The organism is Streptomyces sp. NPDC051136 (genome assembly GCF_044455745.1).
In the GTDB taxonomy this organism is placed as follows: Bacteria; Actinomycetota; Actinomycetes; order Streptomycetales; family Streptomycetaceae; genus Streptomyces.
In genome coordinates, this window is sequence record NZ_JBITFE010000007.1 from 118,214 (window position 1) to 139,457 (window position 21,244).

Annotated in this window: 16 protein-coding genes; 7 read left to right on the forward strand and 9 right to left on the reverse strand. The window is 75.2% G+C overall.

Annotated elements, in window-relative coordinates; translation table 11 throughout:
- Nucleotides 1–15 precede the first annotated feature (15 nt).
- The gene (locus ACIBCJ_RS21085) at nucleotides 16–1,452 is read left to right on the forward strand and encodes an RICIN domain-containing protein (protein ID WP_365980797.1); all 1,437 of its coding nucleotides are present in this window, start codon (nucleotides 16–18) and stop codon (nucleotides 1,450–1,452) included.
- Between the two features lie 99 nt (nucleotides 1,453–1,551).
- Entirely contained in the window at nucleotides 1,552–3,009 is a 1,458-nt protein-coding gene (locus tag ACIBCJ_RS21090) for an RICIN domain-containing protein (protein WP_365980796.1), read from the forward strand.
- 21 nt (nucleotides 3,010–3,030) lie between these two features.
- Here the strand turns inward: ACIBCJ_RS21090 and ACIBCJ_RS21095 are convergent, their stop codons facing one another.
- The 3 genes from ACIBCJ_RS21095 to ACIBCJ_RS21105 form a co-directional block, all read right to left on the reverse strand.
- The gene (locus tag ACIBCJ_RS21095; protein WP_399283063.1) at nucleotides 3,031–5,088 is read right to left on the reverse strand and encodes an ATP-binding protein; all 2,058 of its coding nucleotides are present in this window, start codon (nucleotides 5,086–5,088) and stop codon (nucleotides 3,031–3,033) included.
- A 14-nt stretch (nucleotides 5,089–5,102) separates the two neighbouring features.
- Nucleotides 5,103–5,789 (reverse strand): DUF4255 domain-containing protein, encoded by a 687-nt coding sequence (locus ACIBCJ_RS21100; RefSeq protein ID WP_365980794.1) that lies wholly within the window; start codon nucleotides 5,787–5,789, stop codon nucleotides 5,103–5,105.
- Between the two features lie 183 nt (nucleotides 5,790–5,972).
- Complete coding sequence (locus ACIBCJ_RS21105; RefSeq protein WP_243860141.1) at nucleotides 5,973–6,674, reverse strand: response regulator transcription factor; 702 nt, start codon at nucleotides 6,672–6,674, stop codon at nucleotides 5,973–5,975.
- 309 nt (nucleotides 6,675–6,983) lie between these two features.
- Here ACIBCJ_RS21105 and ACIBCJ_RS21110 point away from each other — a divergent pair, with 309 nt between their 5' ends.
- A complete protein-coding gene (locus ACIBCJ_RS21110; protein ID WP_365980793.1) occupies nucleotides 6,984–10,625 on the forward strand; it encodes an AAA family ATPase in 3,642 nt (1,213 codons plus the stop codon).
- Between the two features lie 28 nt (nucleotides 10,626–10,653).
- On the opposite strand, the gene ACIBCJ_RS21115 is transcribed toward ACIBCJ_RS21110, so the two are convergent.
- The 3 genes from ACIBCJ_RS21115 to ACIBCJ_RS21125 form a co-directional block, all read right to left on the reverse strand.
- Nucleotides 10,654–11,535, reverse strand: coding sequence for an aminoglycoside phosphotransferase family protein (locus tag ACIBCJ_RS21115; RefSeq protein ID WP_365980792.1), 882 nt, complete (start codon nucleotides 11,533–11,535; stop codon nucleotides 10,654–10,656).
- A 56-nt stretch (nucleotides 11,536–11,591) separates the two neighbouring features.
- A complete protein-coding gene (locus ACIBCJ_RS21120) occupies nucleotides 11,592–13,094 on the reverse strand; it encodes an MFS transporter (protein ID WP_365980791.1) in 1,503 nt (500 codons plus the stop codon).
- A gap of 207 nt (nucleotides 13,095–13,301) precedes the next feature.
- Entirely contained in the window at nucleotides 13,302–14,462 is a 1,161-nt protein-coding gene (locus ACIBCJ_RS21125; protein ID WP_365980790.1) for an NAD(P)-binding protein, read from the reverse strand.
- 164 nt (nucleotides 14,463–14,626) lie between these two features.
- On the opposite strand from ACIBCJ_RS21125, the gene ACIBCJ_RS21130 reads away from it, so the two are divergent.
- Complete coding sequence (locus ACIBCJ_RS21130) at nucleotides 14,627–15,322, forward strand: pentapeptide repeat-containing protein (RefSeq protein WP_365980789.1); 696 nt, start codon at nucleotides 14,627–14,629, stop codon at nucleotides 15,320–15,322.
- Between the two features lie 117 nt (nucleotides 15,323–15,439).
- On the opposite strand, the gene ACIBCJ_RS21135 is transcribed toward ACIBCJ_RS21130, so the two are convergent.
- On the reverse strand, nucleotides 15,440–15,940 hold the full coding sequence (locus tag ACIBCJ_RS21135; RefSeq protein ID WP_362101699.1) for a hypothetical protein: 501 nt from the start codon (nucleotides 15,938–15,940) through the stop codon (nucleotides 15,440–15,442).
- 63 nt (nucleotides 15,941–16,003) lie between these two features.
- Here ACIBCJ_RS21135 and ACIBCJ_RS21140 point away from each other — a divergent pair, with 63 nt between their 5' ends.
- Nucleotides 16,004–16,966: a bifunctional GNAT family N-acetyltransferase/NUDIX hydrolase gene (locus ACIBCJ_RS21140; RefSeq protein WP_365980788.1), complete on the forward strand. Its 963-nt coding sequence runs from the start codon at nucleotides 16,004–16,006 to the stop codon at nucleotides 16,964–16,966.
- Nucleotides 16,967–16,986: 20 nt separating this feature from the next.
- Here ACIBCJ_RS21140 and ACIBCJ_RS21145 read toward each other — a convergent pair whose 3' ends face one another.
- Together ACIBCJ_RS21145 and ACIBCJ_RS21150 are read right to left on the reverse strand one after the other, a co-directional pair.
- Entirely contained in the window at nucleotides 16,987–18,426 is a 1,440-nt protein-coding gene (locus ACIBCJ_RS21145) for a M1 family metallopeptidase (protein ID WP_362509963.1), read from the reverse strand.
- Nucleotides 18,427–18,504: 78 nt separating this feature from the next.
- Entirely contained in the window at nucleotides 18,505–19,071 is a 567-nt protein-coding gene (locus ACIBCJ_RS21150) for a heme-binding protein (protein WP_362509960.1), read from the reverse strand.
- 249 nt (nucleotides 19,072–19,320) lie between these two features.
- Between ACIBCJ_RS21150 and ACIBCJ_RS21155 the strand changes: the two genes are divergently transcribed.
- Nucleotides 19,321–20,571 (forward strand): sensor histidine kinase, encoded by a 1,251-nt coding sequence (locus ACIBCJ_RS21155; RefSeq protein ID WP_365980787.1) that lies wholly within the window; start codon nucleotides 19,321–19,323, stop codon nucleotides 20,569–20,571.
- A complete protein-coding gene (locus ACIBCJ_RS21160) occupies nucleotides 20,568–21,224 on the forward strand; it encodes a response regulator transcription factor (protein WP_362101685.1) in 657 nt (218 codons plus the stop codon). Before ACIBCJ_RS21155 ends, ACIBCJ_RS21160 begins: the two co-directional genes overlap by 4 nt.
- Nucleotides 21,225–21,244: the final 20 nt, after the last annotated feature.

The following is a 21,244-nucleotide window of genomic DNA, read 5'->3' on the forward strand; positions in this document are numbered from 1 at the left end:
AACGGTACGGATCCGATGAGCCTGTGGACTTCCCTGGAGCCCGCGTCCGCGACCGTGGACCCCGGCAGCAGTACGCGCGTGCGCCTGAGGGTGCGCAACACCGGCGACGTGGTGGACGAATACCGGTTCGAGCCGGTCGGGGACATCGCGCCCTGGACGACGGTGGAGCCGCAGACCCTGCGGCTGTATCCGGGCACGACCGGCACCGTGGAGCTGACCTTCGCCCCGCCGCGCACGCCGGACGCGACGGCGGGTCCCAACCCGTACGCGGTGCGGATCACCCCGACGGAGCACCCCGACGCGGTGACGGTGCCGGAGGGGAACCTCACGATCACCGCGTTCACCGAGGTGCGGGCCGAGCTGGTGCCGCCGGTGGTGAAGGGCCGCTTCCGGGGCCGGCCGCGGCTGGCGGTGGACAACCTCGGCAACACCAAGGTCACGGCGTCCGTCGCGGGCAGCGACACCGGCGACCACCTGTCGTACGAGATCCGGCCCTCGAACGTGCAGGTCGAACCGGGGCGCGCGGTGTTCGTGGAGACGACGCTGAAGCCGAAGCGGGTCATCTGGTTCGGTTCCAAGGAGGAACGGCCCTACAGGCTGGCGGTGCGCCGCTCCGGCGTCGATCCGACCGACGTCGAGGGCACGTACGTGCAGCGCGGCTTCCTGCCCCGCTGGCTGGCCACGTTCCTCGGCGTCTCCGTGGCCCTGGCGCTGGCGTTCGTGATGATCTGGATCGCCTACAAGCCGCAGGTGCGCACCAGCGCCACCGAGCAGACCCAGCAGGCCGGTGCCGCGCTCGCGCCCAGCCCCAGCGCCACCCCCGAGACGCTGCCCAGCACCGCCGAGTCCGCACCGGCGGCACCGCCCGAGCAGCCGGCCCCCGAGAAGTCCGGGAACGGCGGCGGTGGCGGCGACGGTTCGGGAGACGGAGGCGGCGGAGCGGGGAAGCCCGCCGCACCGGCCGACAAGCCCGTGGTCCCGGCCAGGAACGTCATGCTGCGCAACACCACCACCCACATGTGCGCCGACATCCCGGGACGGGAGAAGGGCCGGATCAACGGCGTGGTCCAGCAGGCCAACTGCCACGAAGAGGGCGACAACGAGTACTGGCACCTCGAAGTGAAGGACCCGAAGGGCGGCCCCGGCGGGGCGCCGCTCTTCCAGATCCGCAACGCCACCGACCAGTTCTGCATGGACCTGGGGGAGTACGGTGCCCGCCCCGTCGGCACGGGGGTCGCCGAGTTCCACTGCGACGGCACGAAGGCCGACAACCAGCTCTGGTGGGCCGACAAGCAGGAGAGCGGGGCCTACTGGATCCGCAACTTCGCCAGCAACAACACGTGCCTGAACGTGAAGGGCCAGAACGGCGGCACCGAGACCCCGCTGAACATCGCCGACTGCACCAACACCGACGACCAGGAGTGGGAGATCATCCACCCGAACAAGGACTGACCCCGCGGGCCGGGCAGCCGCCCGGCCAGGCACCTTGGGGCAGCGAGCACTGCCCCGACTGCCGCTGACGCGCGGCGAGTTCACCCGTAGCCTCGCCGGGTGAGCCTGTGGACTTCCCTGGAGCCCGCGTCCGCGACCGTGGACCCCGGCAGCAGTACGCGCGTGCGCCTGAGGGTGCGCAATACCGGCGACGTGGTGGACGAGTACCGGTTCGAGCCGGTGGGGGAGGTGGCTCCCTGGACGACGGTGGAGCCGCAGACCCTGCGGCTGTATCCGGGCACGACCGGCACCGTGGAGCTGACCTTCGCCCCGCCGCGCACGCCGGACGCGGTGGCGGGTCCCAACCCGTACGCGGTGCGGATCACCCCGACGGAGCACCCCGACGCGGTGACGGTGCCGGAGGGGAACCTCACGATCACCGCGTTCACCGAGGTGCGGGCCGAGCTGGTGCCGCCGGTGGTCAAGGGCCGCTTCCGGGGCCGGCCGCGGCTGGCGGTGGACAACCTCGGCAACACCAAGGTCACGGCGTCGGTGGTGGGGAGCGACACCGGGGACCACCTGTCGTACGAGGTGCGGCCCTCGAACGTGCAGATCGAGCCGGGCCGCGCGGCGTTCGTGGAGACGACGCTGAAGCCGAAGCAGGTGATCTGGTTCGGGTCGAAGGAGGAGCGGCCGTACACGTTGACGGTCCGCCGCTCGGGAGTCGATCCGTCGGAGGTCGAGGGGACGTACGTGCAGCGCGGCTTCCTGCCGCGCTGGCTGGCGACGTTCCTGGGGATCTCCGTGGCGCTGGCGCTGGCGTTCGTGATGATCTGGATCGCCTACAAGCCGCAGGTGCGCACCAGCGCCACCGAGCAGACCCAGCAGGCGGGCGTCGCCCTCTCACCCAGCCCCAGCGAGAGCGCGCTGGCCCTGCCCAGCACCCCCGAGTCCGCGCCCGCCGAGCAGCCGCAGGCCCAGCAGCCGGCCGCTCAGGAGTCGAAGGACGACGGCGGCGGTGCCGACAAGGGCGAGGAGGACAAGGGCGGCGGGGAGACCAAGAAGCCCGCCAAGCCGGCCCCGAAGCCGGTGGTTCCCGCCGAGAACATCCTGCTGCGCAACACCGTCAGCCACATGTGCGCCGAACTCCCCGGCCGGGACAAGGGCGTGGCCGACGGACCCGTCCAGCAGGCCGTCTGTGACGACACCGACGGGGACAACCAGATCTGGAACCTGGAGGTGAAGTACAAGAAGGGCGGCCCCGGCGGCGCGGCGCTCTTCCAGATCCGGAACATCAAGGACAAGTTCTGCATGGACCTGCCGTACCACGGTGCGGCCGCCGTGGGGACACCGGTCACCGAGTTCCACTGCGACAGCACCACGTCGACCGACAACCAGCTCTGGTGGGTCGACAAGCAGGACAGCGGCGCCTACTGGATCCGCAACTTCTCCAGCAACCAGAAGTGCCTCGGAGTGGAGGGCGCGAACGGCGGGGCCCTCTTCTCCAAGATGGTGCTCGACAACTGCAGCAACGTCGACGACCAGGAGTGGGAGATCATCCACCCGAAGAAGGACTGACGGCCCGGCCGGTCCCCGCGGTCACCAGCCGCCTTCCCCGGGGACCAGCCGGCCGGCCTTGCGGTACTCACGGCGGGCGCCCTCCAGGAGGTCGTCCGCCGTCACCGTGTCGTCGCGCCCGGCGGCGAGGTACGCGGCGGTGACCACCGCGCTGCGGATCGAACCGCCGGCCAGCTCGAACTCCCGGGCCAGCGGCTCCGGGTCGATGCCGTCGGCCGTCGGGACCCGGGACAGCCCGTGCCGCCACAGCGCCAGCCGCTGCTCGGCGTCCGGGAACGGGAAGTCGACCACCAGGTCCAGGCGTCGGGTGAACGCCTCGTCGATGTTGGCGCGCAGGTTGGTGGTGAGCAGGGCGATGCCGTCGAAGGACTCCAGCCGCTGGAGCAGGTAGGCGCTCTCCATGTTGGCGTACTTGTCGTGCGCGTCCTTGACCTCGGAGCGCTTGCCGAACACGGCGTCGGCCTCGTCGAAGAGGAGCACGGCGTCGGTGCGGTCGGCCTCCGTGAAGATCCGCTCCAGGTTCTTCTCGGTCTCGCCGACGTACTTGTCCACGACCGACGACAGCTGGACCACGTACAGGTCGAGGCCCAGGTCGGCGGCGACGACCTCCGCCGACAGGGTCTTGCCGGTGCCGGACTCGCCCGCGAACAGGCCGAGGACGCCCCGGCCGCGGCCACCGCCCGCGCTGAGCCGCCAGTCGCCGAGGACACGGTCGCGGTGGCGGGCGCGCAGGGCGAGTTCGCGCAGCTGGACGAGGGGTTTGCCGGGCAGCACCAGGTCCTGCCAGTCCACGGCGGGCCGGATCCGCCGGGCGTGGCTCTCCAGGCCGGAGGCCGACTGCCGCCGGGCGGCGAGCCGGACGTGCTCCGCGGTGACCGGGGTGCCGTCGAAGGCCGCAAGGGCGCGGGCGGCGTGCGCGGCGCGCTGGATGCGGTCCCCGCCGAGCCGGTACGGGGCGACGGCCGAGGCCAGGTCGAACCCGTCGGCGTCGGCGCCCAGCGCGGCCCGCCAGGCGGCCGCGCCCCCGGCCCGGCGGCCCGGCGCGTCCAGGACCAGCGGGTCGGTCGGCGACCAGTGCGGATCGTAGGGGCGGGGGTCCGTCACGAGCACGGTCACGTCCCCGGCCTCGGCCAGCGCCCGCACCAGCGGGCCCGGCTTGTCGGGCAGGCCCGCCACCACGACCGCCCGGCCGCCGAGGCGGGCTTCGCGCAGCAGCTCGGACACGTGGTCCGCGGGCTCGGTGCAGCGCAGCGCGTCGACTCCCGCGGCGGCCAGGACGGAGGCGACGGCGGCCAGGCCGTCGCCCTCGCGCGGTTCGCGCAGGTAGACGGTGAGCGGTCCCTCGCGCAGCCGGCCGGCCAGCCGGCGTACGAAGTCGTCGGCGTCGGCGCCCGGGGCGGGCAGCGGGTCCGGCATCGGCAGGAGCAGGCCGAGGAGCGCGGCGTCCGGGGCGTCGTCGCCGAGCAGATGGCCGATCAGCCGGTCCGGCACCCGCAGCGCACGGGTGAGGAAAGGACGCTCGGGATCCTCCACCTCCAGCAGGCCGAGGGCGCGCAGCGGCGCGGAGGCGTGGAAGCGGGAGCGGGCCTCCGCCGCGTGCGCGGCCACCCCGCACAGGTCGAGGGCGAGGCCCACGGTCGCGCGCCGGCGGCTGACGTCGTTGTTGAGGTAGCCGTAGAGCGGCTCGAAGGTGCGGTCCACGTCGGGCGCGAGGGCGACGAGCAGGGCGGCCGTGTCCAGTTCGGTCAGCCCCGTCCGCCCGGCCAGCCGCGCCAGCCGGTCCCCCGGTCCGGCCGGGCCGGCGGCGCCGACCGGCGGCTCCACGGCCCCGGACGCACCGGTGCCGGACGGCCAGGTGCGCAGCAGGTGGTGGACGGCCTCGTCGGGCAGGTAGAGGCCGCGCAGCGGGTCGTCGGCCGTGGGGTCGTCGGCGGTGCGGTGCTCGACCAGCGCGGTCACCCGGGACCGCAGGACGCCGAGCCGGGCGAGCAGCACCTGTGCCGGGTCGTCGTACGGGCCGGGCCCGGCGGGCGGGGCGGGCGCCTGGGCGGCCGGCGCGCCGGTGCGGGGGGTGTTCACAGTCGTCACGCGGTTCACTGCCGTTTCGTACGGCCGTCCGGGGCGCCCTTGCGGGCGGCGCGGGCGGTGCGCGCGGCCGCCACCTGGTGCGGCCGGTGCGAGCGCCCTTCGGGCAGCGGCGGGTCGCCCTCCATGCCGCCGACCCGGACCGTCGCGCCCTCGGTGACCGGCGGCCCGGCTTCGTACTCCGGGAAGGCCGGGAAGGGCGCGGTCACCACCAGGTCCAGGGACGGCTTCAGCTCGCCGCCCAGGGCGGACCAGATCTCGGCGAGGGAACGGGACTCGGTCTGGATGCCGGCCACCGTCAGCGGCACCGACAGCCCCAGCGCGCCCAGCGAGCCGGGGAGTTCGGAGGGCGGCAGCAGCTCACGGGGCAGCAGCGTCGCCAGGACGGCGGACAGCAGCCGGTGCTCGTCCTGCGGGGTCTTCGTCCAGGCCGTCACCAGGTACGACAGCCGGAACCAGCGGGGCGGCTGGCGGCGCTTGAGGACGATGTCGTCCTGGTCGCGCACCGCCATCTGGCCCCGGTGCCTGCGGCTCACGTCCTCGCGGATGTCGTACAGGTAGGTGTTGACCACGGGGGCGTTGCGGCGGGCCGCCCAGTCACGGGTGGGCGCCTCGAAGGCCACGTCGATGCCCGAGTCCGCCAACGCCCCGCTCTTGAGGAGGGCCTTGAGGACCTCGTCCACCTCGTGGATCACGCTCGTGCTCCCGCCTAGCCCTGCCCGTACGGCCCGCGCCCGGCCCGTGCCGGCCCGTTCAACGACGCCCGTCGTCGATCGTGCCCCCGGAGCCCTCCCGTCCGCACGCGCGGCGGGGACGGCGGCCGGGCAGCGCGCGCTGCCCGTACGGGCCCAAGGGACCCTGTTCGATTGCCCGTTCGGTCAGATGTAGCCTTCCCGGAGGGCATAGGCCACGGCGTGGGCGCGATTGCGCAGATGGAGCCGTGTGGTGAGCCCGTGCATGACGTTCTTGACGGTGCGTTCGGAGTAGGACAACTTGCCGGCGATCTCTCCGGTGTCGAGACCCTCGGCGACCAGCCGCAGGACGTCCACCTCTCGGGGTGCGAGGCCCAGCGAGGGGGCGCCGGGGCGGCCCGCCGCGCCCCGGTGCAGGGTGCCGACCTGGCTGATCAGCCGGCCCAGCAGGTCCGCGGGCAGGTCGCCGTCGCCGCGCGAGGCGGCCAGGACCGCCTGCACCAGCCGGTGGGCGGTGGCCTCGTGCCGCCAGACGATGGCGCCGACACCGCACTCGACGACGTCGAGCAGTTCGCTCTCGCGGATCGCGCCGACCACGAGCACGGCCCGCGAGCCCTCGCTGCGCACGATCCGGCGCAGCCGGGTCAGCGCCCCGTCGTCGAGCGCGTCCTCGATGAGCAGGGCCACCGTGCCGGGCCCCGACTCCTCGCGCAGATCGATCTCCGGGTGCCGGCGCAACTGGCTGACCGCGCCCTCGCGGCTGATCGGGTCCGGAGCGGACACCGCCACCGGGACCCGCCGGTCGACCACGCCGACGGCCGGGCCCGAACCACGGGCCGAGGTGGCCGACGTGACCGATGTGGTGGTGTTCCGGGGTGAGTTGAACAACCGTTTCCCCCCTCTTCACGTGCCCGCAATCCAGCACAGGCCGGTAGCGGATGTGCGTGTTCCACACTTATGGGACCGCTGGGACTTCGCAATCGTGGACCACCACGAGGTACACCACGAGACCGGCGCTCCGGCCACCGCAAGTGCCCGCCGGGCAGAGGTCAGGGCACGTCACCGGGCTCGCGCGAGGACGCGCGGACCGGGAGAACCGGCCGCGAGTCACCGTGACCCGCGCCACTTCGCACCACCGTTGACCGCGATCGCTCGTCTCACCCACCGGGGGAACACCATCCACCACTGGAGGCACCGATGACCGGACCGCTCCGTGAACGCGACGACGCCCACGCGCTGTTGGCCGCCGAGATCGAGCGTGCCCGGGCCGGCACCGGCCGCCTCGTCCTGCTGCGCGGAGCCGGCGGCACCGGACGCACCTCCGTGCTGGAGACCGCCGCCCGGCACGCCGAGGACCGCGGCCTGCGGGTGCTGCGTGTGCGCTGCTCGCCCGAGGACACCCCGGTGCCCTTCTCCATGGTCCTCCATCTCCTCGGCCCGGTCCCGGAGTTCACGGACATGACGCCGGGCGGCGACGACCGGGGCAGCGCGGCCCGGCTGTGGCGGCTGCTGCGCTCCCACGCGGACCGGGACCCGGTCCTGGTGGCCGTCGACGACGTGCACCTCGCCGACGACTCCTCCCGCCGCTGGCTGGCGGAGGCGGCCCGGCACGCCGACCGATTACCGCTACTGCTGGTCGCCACCGAGCGCAGCCAGTACGACATCGACCCGCGGCCCCCGGGCCTCACCCAGGCGCTGCCGCCGTCCCTGGTGCGCACCCACACCCTCGCTCCGCTCAGCGACGCGGCGGCGGCCGAGCTGGTCCGCGACGCCTTCCCGGACGCGCCCGCGCCGTGGACGCGGGAGGTGGTCCTGGCCGGTGCGGGCAGCCCGCTGCTCCTGCACGCCCTGCTGGACGACCTCGGCGGCACCCCGCACCCGGACGGCCTGGCACCCGTGCCGGACAGCTGCGCCGCGCTGTACCCCGGGTCCTACCCGGCGGCCGTCTCCTGGTGGCTGAACGGCGCGGGCCCCGCGACCGCCGACGTGGCGCGCGCCCTCGCCGCCCTGGAGCAGGCCGGGCCCACCGGTCAGGAACCGGCGCGGGACCGGCCCGCCGGTCCGCCGCCGCCCCGGGGCGCGCTTCGGCATGCCCTCGCGCACCCGTGGGCCCCGCCGTCCGAACCCGTGCACCGGCACCCGCACGACACCCCGGCGGTGCGCACGCGCCGGCCCGGGGACACCGCACCGGGCTGCCGGGACGTGTGGACGCCGGACCCGGCCGACGGCCGCCCGGACGGGTGGGGTCCGGACTCGGCCGACGGCCGCCCGGACGGGTGGGGAGCGGACCCGGCCGACGGCCGCCCGGACGGGTGGGGTCCGGACTCGGGCGACCGCCGCTCGGACGGGTGGGGACCGGACCCGGCCGACCGCCGCTCGGACGGATCGGGAACGGACCCGGCCGACGGCCGCCCGGACAGGTGGGGTCCGGACCCGGCCGACGGCCGCCCGGACAGGTGGGGTCCGGACTCGGGCGACCGCCGCTCGGACGGGTGGGGCGCCGACCCGGCCCGTCGCTCGGACGGGTGGGGCGCCGACCCGGCCCGTCGCTCGGACGGGTGGGGTGCCGACCCGGCCGACGGCGCCGGGGACCCGCGGACGGCACCGTCGTGGGCGCACGGCGTGGCCTTCCCGGCCGGCGCGGGAGCGGGCTCCGGACCGGAGCACGCCGAGCAGGGTCCCTACCCGCACCCCACCGAGCCGGGCGACGGGGCGGGGGCGCCGCACGCCTGGTCCCCGCCGCCCGCGGCCCACGCCCCGTACGGCGACCGGCCCCGGTCCGCGCCCGGCGCCGCCGCCTACGGCCGTACCGATCCGCCCGCGCACGCCCCGCACCGCACGACGCTCTGGCGCACTCCCTCCCCGCCCCGGGCCCCGGGTCCGGCCGGGGACCCGGTCGGCGTGCTCGCCGAGGCGGCCGGTGCCGACCCCGTACGGGTCGAGGGCTGGCTCGCCGCCATGACACGGCTCGGGCTGCTGCGCCCCGACGCGGGCGGGCGTCCCCGCTACGCGCACCCGCTGCTGCGCGACGCCGTCCTCACCGGCTGGCCCCGGCCGCGCCGGGAGGCCGTGCACCGGGCGGCGGCGGAGGCGATGCTGCGCCGCGGCGACCGGGTCGAGGCGGTCGCCCGTCACCTGCTGCGCACCCCGGCCGTCGGCCTGTCCTGGGCGCTGCGCGTGCTGCGCGACGCGGTGACCGTCGCCGTGCACGACGCCCGGCCCGCCGACGCCGTCGGCTACCTGCGCCGGGCCCTGGACGAACCGCTGCCCGACGGCCTCCGCCAGCGGCTGCTGACCGAACTGGGCTCCCTGGAGTACGCGTCGGCCGACACCCCGGCCGCCATCGCGCGGCTCGCCGAGGCCCAGCACCTGCCGGCCGACCCCCGCAACCAGGTGCGCACCGCCGTCGCCCTGGGCACCGCCCTGGCCGGCCGCGGCGAGATCCGCACCGCGATGGAGGTGCTGCGCCGCACGGAGGGCCGCCTCTCCGGCCACCCGGATCTCGCCCGCACCGTGCAGACCGCCACCGCGCTGCTGTCCGACGAGGACCTCGCCACCCGGCAGGAGGTGTACCGGTGGCTGAGCGAGACCGGACGGCACTCCCCGGAGCTGGTCGGCACCGCAGGACAGGCCCTGCTGGTGCGGTACGCGGCGACGGCCGCGCTGATCTCCGCCGAGGAGGCGATGGCCCGGGTACGGGACCTGCTGGCCCAGCCCACCGACCCGCTCGCCGAACCCTTCCTCCTCGGCACCGCCGCCGCGGTCGCCCAGTGGGCCGACGAACTCGACGAGGCCGAACGGCTCGTGGAACGCGGTCTGGCCGGACAGCACCCCGCGCTGCTGCACCCGATGCAGCACGCCCTGCTCAACACCCGCGCCGACATCGCCGCCGCGCGCGGCCGGCACACCCGGCTGCTCGCCCTCGCCGCCGAGCCCGGACTCGGCCCGCACCCCACCAACCGGGACGCCCACGCCCTGACGGCCCTCGTCCACACCGGCCGCACCGACGAGGCCCTGCGCCACGCCGACCGCTTCGACCTGCGCGAGGCGCCGGAGAACTGGGAGCTGAACCGCTACCTGTACGCGCGGGGCGTGCTGCGCGCCGCCACCGGCGACCCGGCGGGCGCCCTGCACGACTTCCTGGAGTGCGGACGCCGCCAGGCGGCCCGCGAGGTGATCAGCCCCGTCGTCACCCCGTGGCGCACCGCGGTCGCCGAGTGCCGGCTGGCGCTGGGCGGCGGCCCCGAGGCGCTGGCCCTGGCGACGGAGGAGCTGCGGCTGGCCCGGGTGTGGAACACCCCGCGGACCGTGGGCCGCGCGCTGCGCGTGCTGGGCACCGCGACCGGCGGGCGGCGCGGTCTCGAACTGGCCGAGGAGGCGGTACGGACCCTGCGCGACGCGCCCGCCGACACCGACACCGAGCTGATCCCCGCGCTGCTCGCCCAGGGCCGCCAGCTCCTCGACGCGGGTGAGCGCGGACGCGCCCGGGCCCGGCTGCGCGAGGCGGCGGAACTGGCCGAACGCCAGGGCGCCCTGCGCTGGGTCACCCTGGCCGACCAGGCCCTGCGCGAGGGCGGCGCCCGCAGCCCGGTGGCCTCCCGCACCGGTGCCGGGGCCCTGACCGGCAGCGAGCGCCGGATCGCCGAACTGGCCGCCGACGGCCGCACCAACACCGAGATCGCCGAGCTGCTGCACCTCGCCCGGCGCACCGTGGAGACCCACCTGACCAGCACCTACCGCAAACTGCGGATACGGCGCCGGACGGAGCTGCCGGGCGCGCTGGAGCGCGGCGGACGCCGGGAACGTGCCCGGGAGCCGGACCCCGACTCCCGGTGCTGAGGACCGCCGGGCGGGGACGCGGCGCTGCTCACAGGTCGCGCAGCAGCCGCCCGATCTCCAACTGCGGCTGCTCCAGGGGGTCCCCGTCCTCGACGTTCCACAGGCTGTTCTGCAGCACGCGGCCGAGGGACCAGGCGCGGGCCCGCTCCCGGTCCAGGCCGAGGACGTCGGTCATGGCGTCGAAGCGCCAGCGCGTCTGCGCCGGGTCGTAGCGGTTGTCGAGCGCGGGGAGCAGGTCGAACGCGGGGTCGCCGGCCAGCGGTTTGGGGTCGATGGCGAGCCAGCGGGCGCGGTCCGCGGCGAGCACGTTCTCGTAGTGCAGGTCCCAGTGCAGCAGCCGGTCGCCCGGCTCGTCGGCGACCTCGCGCACGGCGGCGGCGCAGTCGGCGACCAGCCGCCGGTCCGCCGGGTCCGCGATGCGCTCCAGCGTTCCGGGCGTCCGCTCCAGCATGCCCCGCGCGATGTCGCCGAGCCGGCGCATCCCGGGCGGGGCGGGGGTCGCGGTGAGGTGGGCCAGCAGCCGGGCGATGACCAGGACGGCCTCGCGGGAGTCCTCGACGTGACTGAGCATGCGACCGGCGTCCAGGCGCTCCAGGAGCATCGTCCCGGTGGCCGCGTCGTGGTCGAGCAGCCGCACCGCGCCGTCCCCGGCCCACGTTCGCAGGGCGACGGGCTCGCCCTCGGACTCCGCGTCGACGATCTGGAGCTTCAGCACGGCCTCGGTACCGTCGCCGCGCACCACCGGCAGCACCAGCGCCGCCCAGCCGTGCATCGACGGCCCGTCGAGCCGCAGGTCCCACCGCCGGAGGAATTCCTCCGCCAGCGCGGGCAGCCCCGCCACGAACGCGCGCCCCGCCTCCCCGTTGTACTTCGCCTGCGACGCCGCGAGTTGTTCGGGTACGACAATCACCCGGCCGAGGCTACCGGGGGCCCCCGGTCCCGGGCACCCGGATTACCGCCCCGGCCTCAGCCCACCGGCTCGCGCACCGGGCTCTCCGCGGGATGGCCGTGCTTCGGCGCCTTCGCCGTCACCATCACCCCCGCGATGATCCCCGCCAGCAGCATGACGCCCGCGGCCACCCAGATGGCGACGGTGTACCCGTGCACGATCCCCTCCCGCACGATCAGCTCCCGCTGCGCGGGGTCGGTCAGGTGCGCGGTGATCCACGAGGCGCTCGTACTGGTCGCGATGGTGTTGAGCAGCGCCGTACCGATCGAGCCGCCCACCTGCTGCGAGGTGTTGACCGTCGCGGAGGTCACGCCGGAGTCCTTGGGGGCGACCCCGGCGGTGGCCGTGGAGAACACCGGCATGAACGTCAGGCCCATGCCGAGGCCCATCAGGAGCAGCGCCGGGAGGATCTCGGAGGCGTACGCCGAGTGCACGGTCATCCGCGTGAGGATCACCATGCCGCCGGAGGCGAGGAGCATGCCCGGCACCATCAGCATGCGCGGGCCCACGTGCGGCAGCAGCCGGGCCGAGATCTGGGTGGAGCCCACGACGATCGCCGCGGTCAGCGGCAGGAACGCCAGACCGGTCCGCACGGGCGAGTAGCCCAGGATGACCTGGAGGTAGTAGGTCATGAACAGGAACAGCCCGAACATGCCGATGACCGCCAGCATCATCGTCAGGAAGCAGCCGGCCCGGTTGCGGTCCCGGATGACGTGCAGCGGCAGCAGGGGCGTGGCCGCCCGGGTCTGCCACCACACGAAGGCGGTCAGCAGGACCACGGCCAGCGCGAACAGGGACAGCACCAGCGGGTCGGTCCAGCCGCGGGGCTGGGCCTCGCTGAAGCCGTAGACCAGGGAGACCAGACCACCGCAGCCGAGGATCACGCCGGGCACGTCGAGACGGGCGTCGGCGTGCCCGGGCCGGTCGTGCAGCAGGGCGAACGCGCCGATGACGGCGACGACGGCGATGGGGATGTTGACGTACAGGCACCAGCGCCAGTTGAGGTACTCGGTGAGCACGCCGCCGACGATGAAGCCGATCGCCGAGCCGCTGCCCGCCAGCGCGCCGTAGATGCCGAAGGCCTTGCCGCGTTCCTTCGCGTCGGTGAACGTCGTCGTCAGCAGGGACAGCGCGGACGGCGCGAGGAGGGCGGCGAAGACGCCCTGGAGGGCACGGGCGCCGAAGAGCATCACCGAGGTGGTGGCGGCGCCGCCGATCGCCGAGGCGCCGGCGAAGCCGATCAGGCCGATGACGAAGGTGCGTTTGCGCCCCACCAGGTCCGCGACCCGCCCGCCCAGCAGCAGCAGACCGCCGAACGCGAGGGTGTACGCGGTGATCACCCACTGCCGGTTGGCGTCGGACATGTCGAGGTCGCGCTGTGCGGAGGGCAGCGCGATGTTCACGATCGTCGCGTCGAGGACGACCATCAGCTGGGCCAGGGCGATGACGACCAGCCCCCACCAGCGGCGGGGATCGGCCTCCGCGGGCGCGCCGGGTTCACCGGTCCGGGAGCCACTCATTGGGCCAGAAGACCATGGTTCGGGACGTGTCGCATTTTGTTGCGCACCCCGTCGGACGGATCGGCGCCGCCCTCCCGCGGTCACGGTTCCCGCACCGCCCTCCCGGTCGTCCTCCGGGTCTCCGGGGCGCGGTGCGCGCGGACGGCGTGCGTGACGGACCCCCGGAAAGCGCGCTCGTGCGGATGCCTGCGCGCCCGCTCAACGACCTCAGGCATGCTTGAGGTCGAGCTCGTGCCGTCCGAGGGCGAGGGAGACCGCCGTCAGGGCGCTGTTGAAGGAGACCTCGGAGAGCAGACCGGGCGAGGCGACCTGGTCACCGGCGAGGTAGACCCCGTCGCCGCGGTCGACGGCCGGCCGGTCGCGCCAGGTGGTGCCGGGCAGGTCGACGGCGCCGGTACGGCCGTGCGCGACCGCCTCGCGCCGCCAGGTCAGCCGCTCGCGCCAGCCGGGGAAGCCGAGGTCGAGCAGCTGCTCGGCCCGTGCGGTGCCGTCCGCCTTGGACTCCACCGGCGCGAGGGGGATCTGCCCCTGAATCAGCTGCTCGCCCGCCGGCGCCAGGGTGCGGTCCTGCGCCGTGAACCGCTCGATCCACCCCGGCGCGTCCAGGTCGGAGACGGCGAAGGCGTCGCCGCGCCGGGTCCGTACGGCCAGGTCGACCAGGGCGGTCCGGCCGCTCGGCCAGGTCAGCGACGGGTCGTCCAGCAGCCGGCGGGCCGCGTCGAGGGAGGTGGCGACGACGACGGGGGCGTCGGTGGGCAGGGTGTCGACGCGGGAGAGCGTCTCGATGCGGACGCCGAGGTTCCAGGCCAGGGCGGCCATCCGGTCCACGACCGTGGACCAGCCACCGCGCGGGTAGTGCGCCTCGGGCGGCAGCTTGGCGGCCCGGCGCAGCCGCTCCTGCACGAAGGCGGCGGACAACGACCCCGGGTCGTGGTGGAACAGGGCCACGGCGCTGTAGTGGGCGGCGGCCCGGGCGCCCTCCTCGCCCACGACGCCGGTCGCCCAGGTCAGGAAGTCGGTCTCGACCGGGGCCGGGCCGACGCCCCGGCGCAGCAGTTTCAGCATGGCGAACGGCGGGGTGCGGCGCAGCGCCCCCCTGTGCCGCAGCCGCAGCCGGGCCGCCTCCAGCGGCGGAAGGGGCGCGAGCGGGCCGATCAGGTCGCGCCGGCGCAGCCAGGACCAGTGCGGGCCGCCGTTGTAGAGGGCGTGCGGGCCGTCGTTGGTCCGGTAGGGGCCGTCGGCGGTCCGGGCCCGCCCGCCGAGCGTGTGGTGGGCCTCGTGCACGGTGACCTTGGCGCCCGCCTCGGCCGCGGTGATGGCCGCGGCCAGTCCGGCGAAGCCGCCGCCGATGACGGTGATGCGATGCATGACTCGGGTTCTCCCTCGGGTCGGGGTCGCGGCCGGGCCACCCGGTGCGGCGGCCGTCCGTCCCTAGGACGTTCGCGGGGGTACCGGGTGTGACATCCGTCCGGGAGGCAGGGCGTTCGCGCAGGCCGGCGGCGGCTGTCGGTGGCAGGGGGCAGCATGGGGGGATGGCGAGGAGAGCGGCGGGCGGGCGCGGTACGACGACGGTGCGCGGGGCGAGGCGTCCGGAGCTGCGGCTCCCGCCGCTCACGCCGTACGCGGACGGCGGTCTGGAGCCGGACGGGGACTACGACGCGCTGGAGTTCCGGGAGGCGGACCTCACCGGGCAGCAGGGCTCGGGCGCCCGCTTCATGGACTGCCTCCTGACGGGCTGCGCGCTGGACGAGACGTCACTGCCCAGGGCCCGGCTGCTCGACACGGTCCTCACCGCCGTGCGCGGCGTGGGCACGAACCTCGCCGAGGCCACCCTGCGCGACGTCGAGCTGCTCGACGCCCGCCTCGGCGGCACCCAGCTGCACGGCGCCGTACTGGAGCGGGTCCTGATCCGGGGCGGCAAGATCGACTACCTCAATCTGCGCCGGGCCCGCCTCAAGGACGTCGTCTTCGAGGGCTGCGTCCTGGTCGAGCCGGACTTCGGCGGCGCCCGCCTGGAGCGGGTGGAGTTCGTGGACTGCGCCCTCAAGCAGGCCGACCTCGGCGCGGCCACCCTGACCGACGTCGACCTGCGCGGCGCCGCACCGCTGGAGCTGTCCCGCGGCGTGGACCGCCTCTCGGGCGCGGTGATCAGCCCGGCCCAGCTCCTCGACCTGGCCCCGGTACTGGCGGCGGAGCTGGGGCTGCGGGTGCTGGCGGAGGGCCACTAGGAGCGGGGCGACCCCGGGTTCTCCGGGCGCCGGGCGCCGGGCGCCGCACGCCGGATGCCGAGTGCCGGGCGCCGCACGCCGGGATGCCGGGCCGGGGCGGACGGCTCGGGGGAGGGCTCAGGTCACCCGCGGGAAGCGGGCCTGGAGGGACCAGACCGCCGGGTTGTCCGCCAGGTCCTCGTGCAGGTCGGTGAGGTCGGCGAGCAGGTCGTGCAGGAAGTCCCGGGCCTCCCGGCGCAGTTCGGTGTGGGAGAAGGACAGCGGGGGTTCGTCCGCCGGGAGCCATTCCGCCTCGATGTCGACCCAGCCGAAGCGGCGCTCGAAGAGCAGCCGGTCGGTGGACTCGGTGAAGTCCAGCTCCGCCCGCTGCGGCCGGGACGCCCGGGAGCCCGCCGGGTCCCGGTCGACGTGCTCCACGATGTCGCACAGCGCCCACGCGAAGTCGAGCACCGGCACCCATCCCCAGGCTGTGGACAGCTCCCGGTCCGCCTCGGTGTCGGCGAGGTACACGTCCCCGCAGAACAGGTCGTGGCGCAGGGCGCGGACGTCCGCGCGCCGGTAGTCCGTCTGCGGCGGGTCCGGGAAGCGGGTGGAGAGGGCGTAGCCGATGTCGAGCACGAGGGTGATGGTGTCATGGCGCCGGAGCGGGCCGCGCCGCGGAGCGGCGGGTACGTTGCCCCCGTGATCCTCACCCCGCTCGCCCTCACCCCCGACCACGACATCCCGGGCCCGGTCCTCACCGAACTCACCGCCCTCTACGCCTCCCAGCGCGCCTTCCACGCGCTCAGCGGCGACTTCCCCGACCCGGAGGACGTCCGCCCGGAGCAGGTGGCGGCGGCGCTCGCCGGAGAACTGGCGCGGCCGGGCGCCGAGGTGCTGCTCGCCCGGGACGCGGGCCGGCTGGTCGGGCTCGCGGTGACCCTCGCCCGGCACCCCGACCCGGCGGACCCGGACCCGTGGATCGGGCTGCTGATGGTGGACGCGGGCCTGGCCCGGAGGGGGTACGGCCGACGGCTCGCGTCCCTCGTCGAGGACCGCTTCCGCGACGCGGGCCGCACCGCCGTACGGCTCGCCGTCCTCGACGGCAACACCGGCGCGCTCGCCTTCTGGACCGCGCTCGGCTACACGGCCCTCGGTCACCGCCGCGACCACGACGCCGGCCGCCCCTGCACGGTGCTGCGCAGGGAGCTGGAGAGCGGCATCGCGCGCACCCCGCGCCGGGCCGCCCGGGTCGGCGTGCTCGACCCCGAGGGCGCGGTCTTCCTCCTGCGCTACGACAACGTCGAGGTCGGCGTGCACTGGGCGATGCCCGGCGGCGGTCTGGAGGCGGACGAGGGCCCCCGCGAGGGCGCCCTGCGCGAGGTGCGCGAGGAGACCGGCTGGACCGACCTGGAGCCGGGCCCCCTGCTGTGCACCTGGGAACACGACTTCACCCACCTGAGCGTCGGTCCCGTCCGCCAGTACGAGCACATCTACGTCGCCCACGGCCCCCGCCGCGAGCCCACCGGCCCGCACCTAGCCGCCGCCCACGCCGCGGACGGCATCCTCACCTGGCGCTGGTGGACCCCGGCCGAACTCGCCGGGGCACCCGAGCCGCTCTGGCCGCCCGACCTGGCCCTGCTGCTCGACGGTTTCGAGGGCTGAGACGGCGCACCGGCACCGCCTCAGGGGGCCTCGGGCCTGCCGTCCCCGCGCAGCCAGTCCGCCCAGATCTCCGTGAAGTCCTCGTCCGGCGCCGACTTCTCCACGTACGCCGTGAAGTCCGCGGTGTCCGCGTTGCCGTGCCGGTGGGCGGCGGACCAGCCGCTCAGCAGCTCCCAGAAGGCGTCGTCGCCGACCGTCTCGCGGATCTTGTGCAGGACCATCGCGCCCCGCTGGTAGACGGGGCTGTCGGAGAGGTGCGCCGCGTCGGGCGGGTCCGCGGGCGGAAAGGCCCAGACCGAGTCGTTCTCGTCCTCGTCGTCGTAGTAGGTGCCGTCGTAGAGCGCCTCGAAGGTCTCCTGGGCCGTGTCGCCGCCGTGGTCCTCCTCCCACAGCCATTCCGCGTAGGTGGCGAAGCCCTCGTTGAGCCACATGTCCCGCCAGGTCTTCGGGCTGACGGAGTTCCCGTACCACTGGTGGGCGAGTTCGTGGACGAGCAGCACGGTGTCGGGGGCGCCGGGGAAGTAGGGCCGGTTCTGGGTCTCCAGGGCGTACTCGGCGTCCTCGTCGCGGTCGACGATCGCGCCGGTGGAGGAGAAGGGGTAGGGGCCGAAGTTCTCCTGCGCCCAGTCCATGATCTCGGGGATCTGCTTCAGGACCTCGCGGCTCGCGTCGGCCTGCGTCGGGTCCACGGCCGTGTACACGGGCAGACCGTCGTCCGTGGTGGAGCGGTCGGTCTTCCACTCGCCGACCGCGACCGTGACGACATGGCTCGCCACCGGCTCCGCGGTGTGCCAGGTGAACGTCGTACGGCCGCCTCGGGTGCGCTCGTCGCGCAACTCGCCGTTGGAGACCGCGCCGAGGCCCTCCGGCACGGTCACCGCGACGTCGTACGTGGCCTTGTCGGACGGGTGGTGACTACCGGGGAACCACGCCATGGAGCCCGTCGGCTCGCCCAGTCCCACCGCGCCGTCGGCGGTGGGCAGCCAGCCCTCCTCGGAGTCGTCGGCGTCGGTGATCGTCTCCGGCTCGCCGGAGTAACGGACCGTCACCCGGAAGGTCTCCCCGTCCTTCAGCTCGTCGGCCGGCCGGACGGTCAGTTCCTGCCCGGCCCGGTTGAAGCGGGCGTCCCGGCCCTCCACGGTGACCTTCTCGACGTCCAGGCCCTTGAGGTCGAGGTCGAAGGCGGACAGGTCGCGGGTCGCGCGGGCGGTGATCGTGGCGGTGCCGGAGAGGTGCCCGGCCTCGGTGTCCCCCTCGGCGTCGCCCCCGGGGTCGTCCGCGGGGGCGTAGTCCAGGGCCAGGTCGTAGTGGCCGATGTCGTAGCCCCCGTTGCCCGCCTTCGGGAAGTACGGGTCGCGCACGCCCGAGCCGCCGGGGTGGCCGTCGACCGCGCCGCCGCCACTGCATGCCGCGAGGGCGAGGACGGTGGCGGCGGTGACGAACAGACGGTGGGTGCGCACCTCGTGATCCTATGGGGTGTTTCACGTGAAACGCCCGCTGGGAGCGGTTGTTGGGGACCGGGGGACGGTCCGGCGGTGCTAGTTCAGCGCCGCCGCACCGGCCCGGGCGAACTTCTCGTCGAGGGTGCCGGACGGGGCACCCGCGACGCCGATGCCGGCGATCGGCGCCTTGCCGGCGGTGACCGGGACGCCGCCGCCCAGGAACAGGGTGCCCGGGATGTCCTTCAGGTTCGGGGCGTTCTCCAGGCGGCCCTCCAGTTCGCTGGTCGGGGCGTTCCAGGAGACCGCGGTGTACGCCTTCCGCTCGGCCGACTCGTACGACTGCGGGCCGGCGCCGTCACCGCGCAGGGTGACGATCGTGTTGCCGTTGCGGTCGACGACCGCGACCGTGATCCGCTGCCCCTCCTTCCCGGCGGCCCGCAGCGCGGCCTGCGCCGCCTCGGTCGCCGCGGCGGTCGTCAGGTGGGTGGAGGTGGTGGTGTCGCGCTTGCCGGCCACGGCGGGAGCGGCGGCCGCCGCCGGGTCCGGGGCCGCTTCGGGCGCGGAGGCGTTCGCGGCGACCGTGCCGAAGGTGCCGGCGGCGACGGCGGCGAGCACGGCACCGCCGGTGGCGACGCGGGCACGGCGGGAGAGGGTCTTCTTCATGGCGGGCTGCTCCTCCGGATGGGAACGTTCGGTTGCGTGCTTCCACTCTCCGGCCCGCACCGGGGCCGGACGGTCGTCGTTCCGGCTGCTCCCCGGGGACGGAACGGATGACGGCGGGGTCGTCCGATCGGTTGACCCGCGGGGGGCCCGAAGAGGGCACCATGGGAGTGTTCGCGCAGCTCAGCGGTTCCCTACCGGCAGGTTGGGGAGCAGCGCGGCGCGAGACGGGCGGGAGGAGGCGGAGACCGGATGCCGAAGTCGTACGACGCGGACGGCCGGTGGCTGGGCGCCGTGATGCACGCGGCGTTCTTCCTCCTGCTCGGTGGTGCCCTCGCCCGCTTCCTGCTGCGCCACCCCGGTGAGCCCCGCACCCCGTGGGTCCTGGCCCTGTCCCTGACCCTCGCGGTGCTGCACCTGCTGGGGCCCGTCCTGGACGGCACCGCGGCGCCCGGCCCCGGCGCCCCGCCCGTCGCACGGCGCCTGGCCCGGCTGGGGCCGGTGGTCGTGGTCTGGATGGTGCTGGTCGTGCTGGCGCCCAGCTTCGCCTGGTGTGCGGTGCCCCTCTTCTACACCGGCCTGCGCACCCTGCCGGCCCGGGCGGCGCTGGTCCTGGTCACCGTCCTGACGGTGTTCGTCGTCGCCGCGCAGCTGCGGCTCGCGGGAGGCTTCGACCCGAACCTGCTGCTCGCCCCGCCCGCCGTCGCCGCCATCGCCGCGGCCGTCTTCCTGCACACCGAACGGCAGGCGGCCCGGCAGCGTGCCCTGATCGACGACCTGCTCCGCACCCGCCGCGAACTCGCCGCCTCCGAACGCCGCGAGGGCACCCTCGCCGAACGCCAGCGGCTGTCCATGGAGATCCACGACTCCCTCGCCCAGGGTCTGTCCAGCCAGCGGATGCTGCTCCAGGCCGCCGAGCGGGTCTGGGAGTCGGACCGGGACAAGGCCCGCGCCCACGTCCGGGGGGCCGCCTCCGTCGCCGAGCACAACCTGGCCGAGGCCCGCCGCTTCGTGCACGACCTGGCCCCGGCCGACCTCGCCCGCGGCGGTGGCCTGGAGGCGGCGCTGCGGACCCTGGCCGCGCGGGAGTCCGGCGACCACCTGACCGTGCGCGTGCACGTCGACGACGACGCGCGCGTCCCCGCGGTGCCCGACCGCGTCCAGTCGGCCCTGCTGCGCATCGCCCAGGGCGCCCTGGCCAACGTCCGTGAGCACGCGGGGGCGTCGAGCGCCGTGCTCAGCCTCACCCTGCTCGACGACGAGGTCGTCCTGGACGTCACCGACGACGGGCACGGCTTCGACCCGGCGCAGCCGTCCGGCACCCCCGCCGGGGTGCGGGGACACGGACTGCCCGCCATGCGCGCCCGGTTGCGCCAGCTCGGCGGCACCCTGACCGTCGAGTCCGCGCCCGGCGAGGGCACCGCCCTGTCCGCCGCCGTGCCCCTGACGGCGACCCCGACCGGCCCGGCGGACCCGGCCGACCCGCAGGAGGCACCCCGATGACCGACCCGGCAGACGGCGGGCCCGCCCCCGTGCGCATCCTGGTCTGCGACGACCACGTCGTCGTACGCGCCGGGCTGCTCGCCCTGCTCGACAGCGCCCCCGGCATCGAGGTGGTCGGCGAGGCGGGCACCGGCGAGGAGGCGCTCGCGCTCACCGCACGGCTGGCGCCGGACGTCGTGCTGATGGACCTCCAGCTCGGCGCGGGCATCGACGGCGTGGAGACCACCCGCCGCCTCACCACGGGGACCGGCGGCCGCGCCCCGCACGTCCTGGTGCTCACCACGTACGACACCGACGCCGACATCACCCGCGCCATCGAGGCGGGCGCGACGGGCTACCTGCTCAAGGCCGAACGGCCCGAGGAGCTGTTCGCGGCCATCCACGCCGCCGCCCGGGGCCGCACGACGCTCTCCGGGCCGGTCGCCGGCCGGGTCATGGCCGGCCTGCGCAGCCCGCGTCCCTCCCTCACCGACCGCGAGCGCGACATCCTGGCCCAGCTCGCCACCGGCCTGGGCAACCGGGAGATCGCCCGCGCCCTGTTCATCAGCGAGGCCACGGTGAAGACGCACCTGCGCCGCATCTACGGCAAGCTCGGCGTCGACACCCGCACGGGAGCGGTCGCGGTGGCCAAGGAACAGCGCCTGCTGCCCTGAGGCCCCGCCCTCCTCGCCGC

What these genes read in the sequence shown, in the direction of transcription:
- ACIBCJ_RS21085 (WP_365980797.1), top strand. Translation starts at nt 16, where the DNA reads ATGAGCCTGTGGACTTCCCTGGAGCCCGCGTCCGCGACCGTGGACCCC.
- ACIBCJ_RS21110 (WP_365980793.1), top strand. Translation starts at nt 6,984, where the DNA reads ATGACCGGACCGCTCCGTGAACGCGACGACGCCCACGCGCTGTTGGCC.
- ACIBCJ_RS21120 (WP_365980791.1), bottom strand. Translation starts at nt 13,094, where the DNA reads ATGAGTGGCTCCCGGACCGGTGAACCCGGCGCGCCCGCGGAGGCCGAT.
- ACIBCJ_RS21125 (WP_365980790.1), bottom strand. Translation starts at nt 14,462, where the DNA reads ATGCATCGCATCACCGTCATCGGCGGCGGCTTCGCCGGACTGGCCGCG.
- ACIBCJ_RS21130 (WP_365980789.1), top strand. Translation starts at nt 14,627, where the DNA reads ATGGCGAGGAGAGCGGCGGGCGGGCGCGGTACGACGACGGTGCGCGGG.
- ACIBCJ_RS21150 (WP_362509960.1), bottom strand. Translation starts at nt 19,071, where the DNA reads ATGAAGAAGACCCTCTCCCGCCGTGCCCGCGTCGCCACCGGCGGTGCC.
- ACIBCJ_RS21155 (WP_365980787.1), top strand. Translation starts at nt 19,321, where the DNA reads ATGCCGAAGTCGTACGACGCGGACGGCCGGTGGCTGGGCGCCGTGATG.
- ACIBCJ_RS21160 (WP_362101685.1), top strand. Translation starts at nt 20,568, where the DNA reads ATGACCGACCCGGCAGACGGCGGGCCCGCCCCCGTGCGCATCCTGGTC.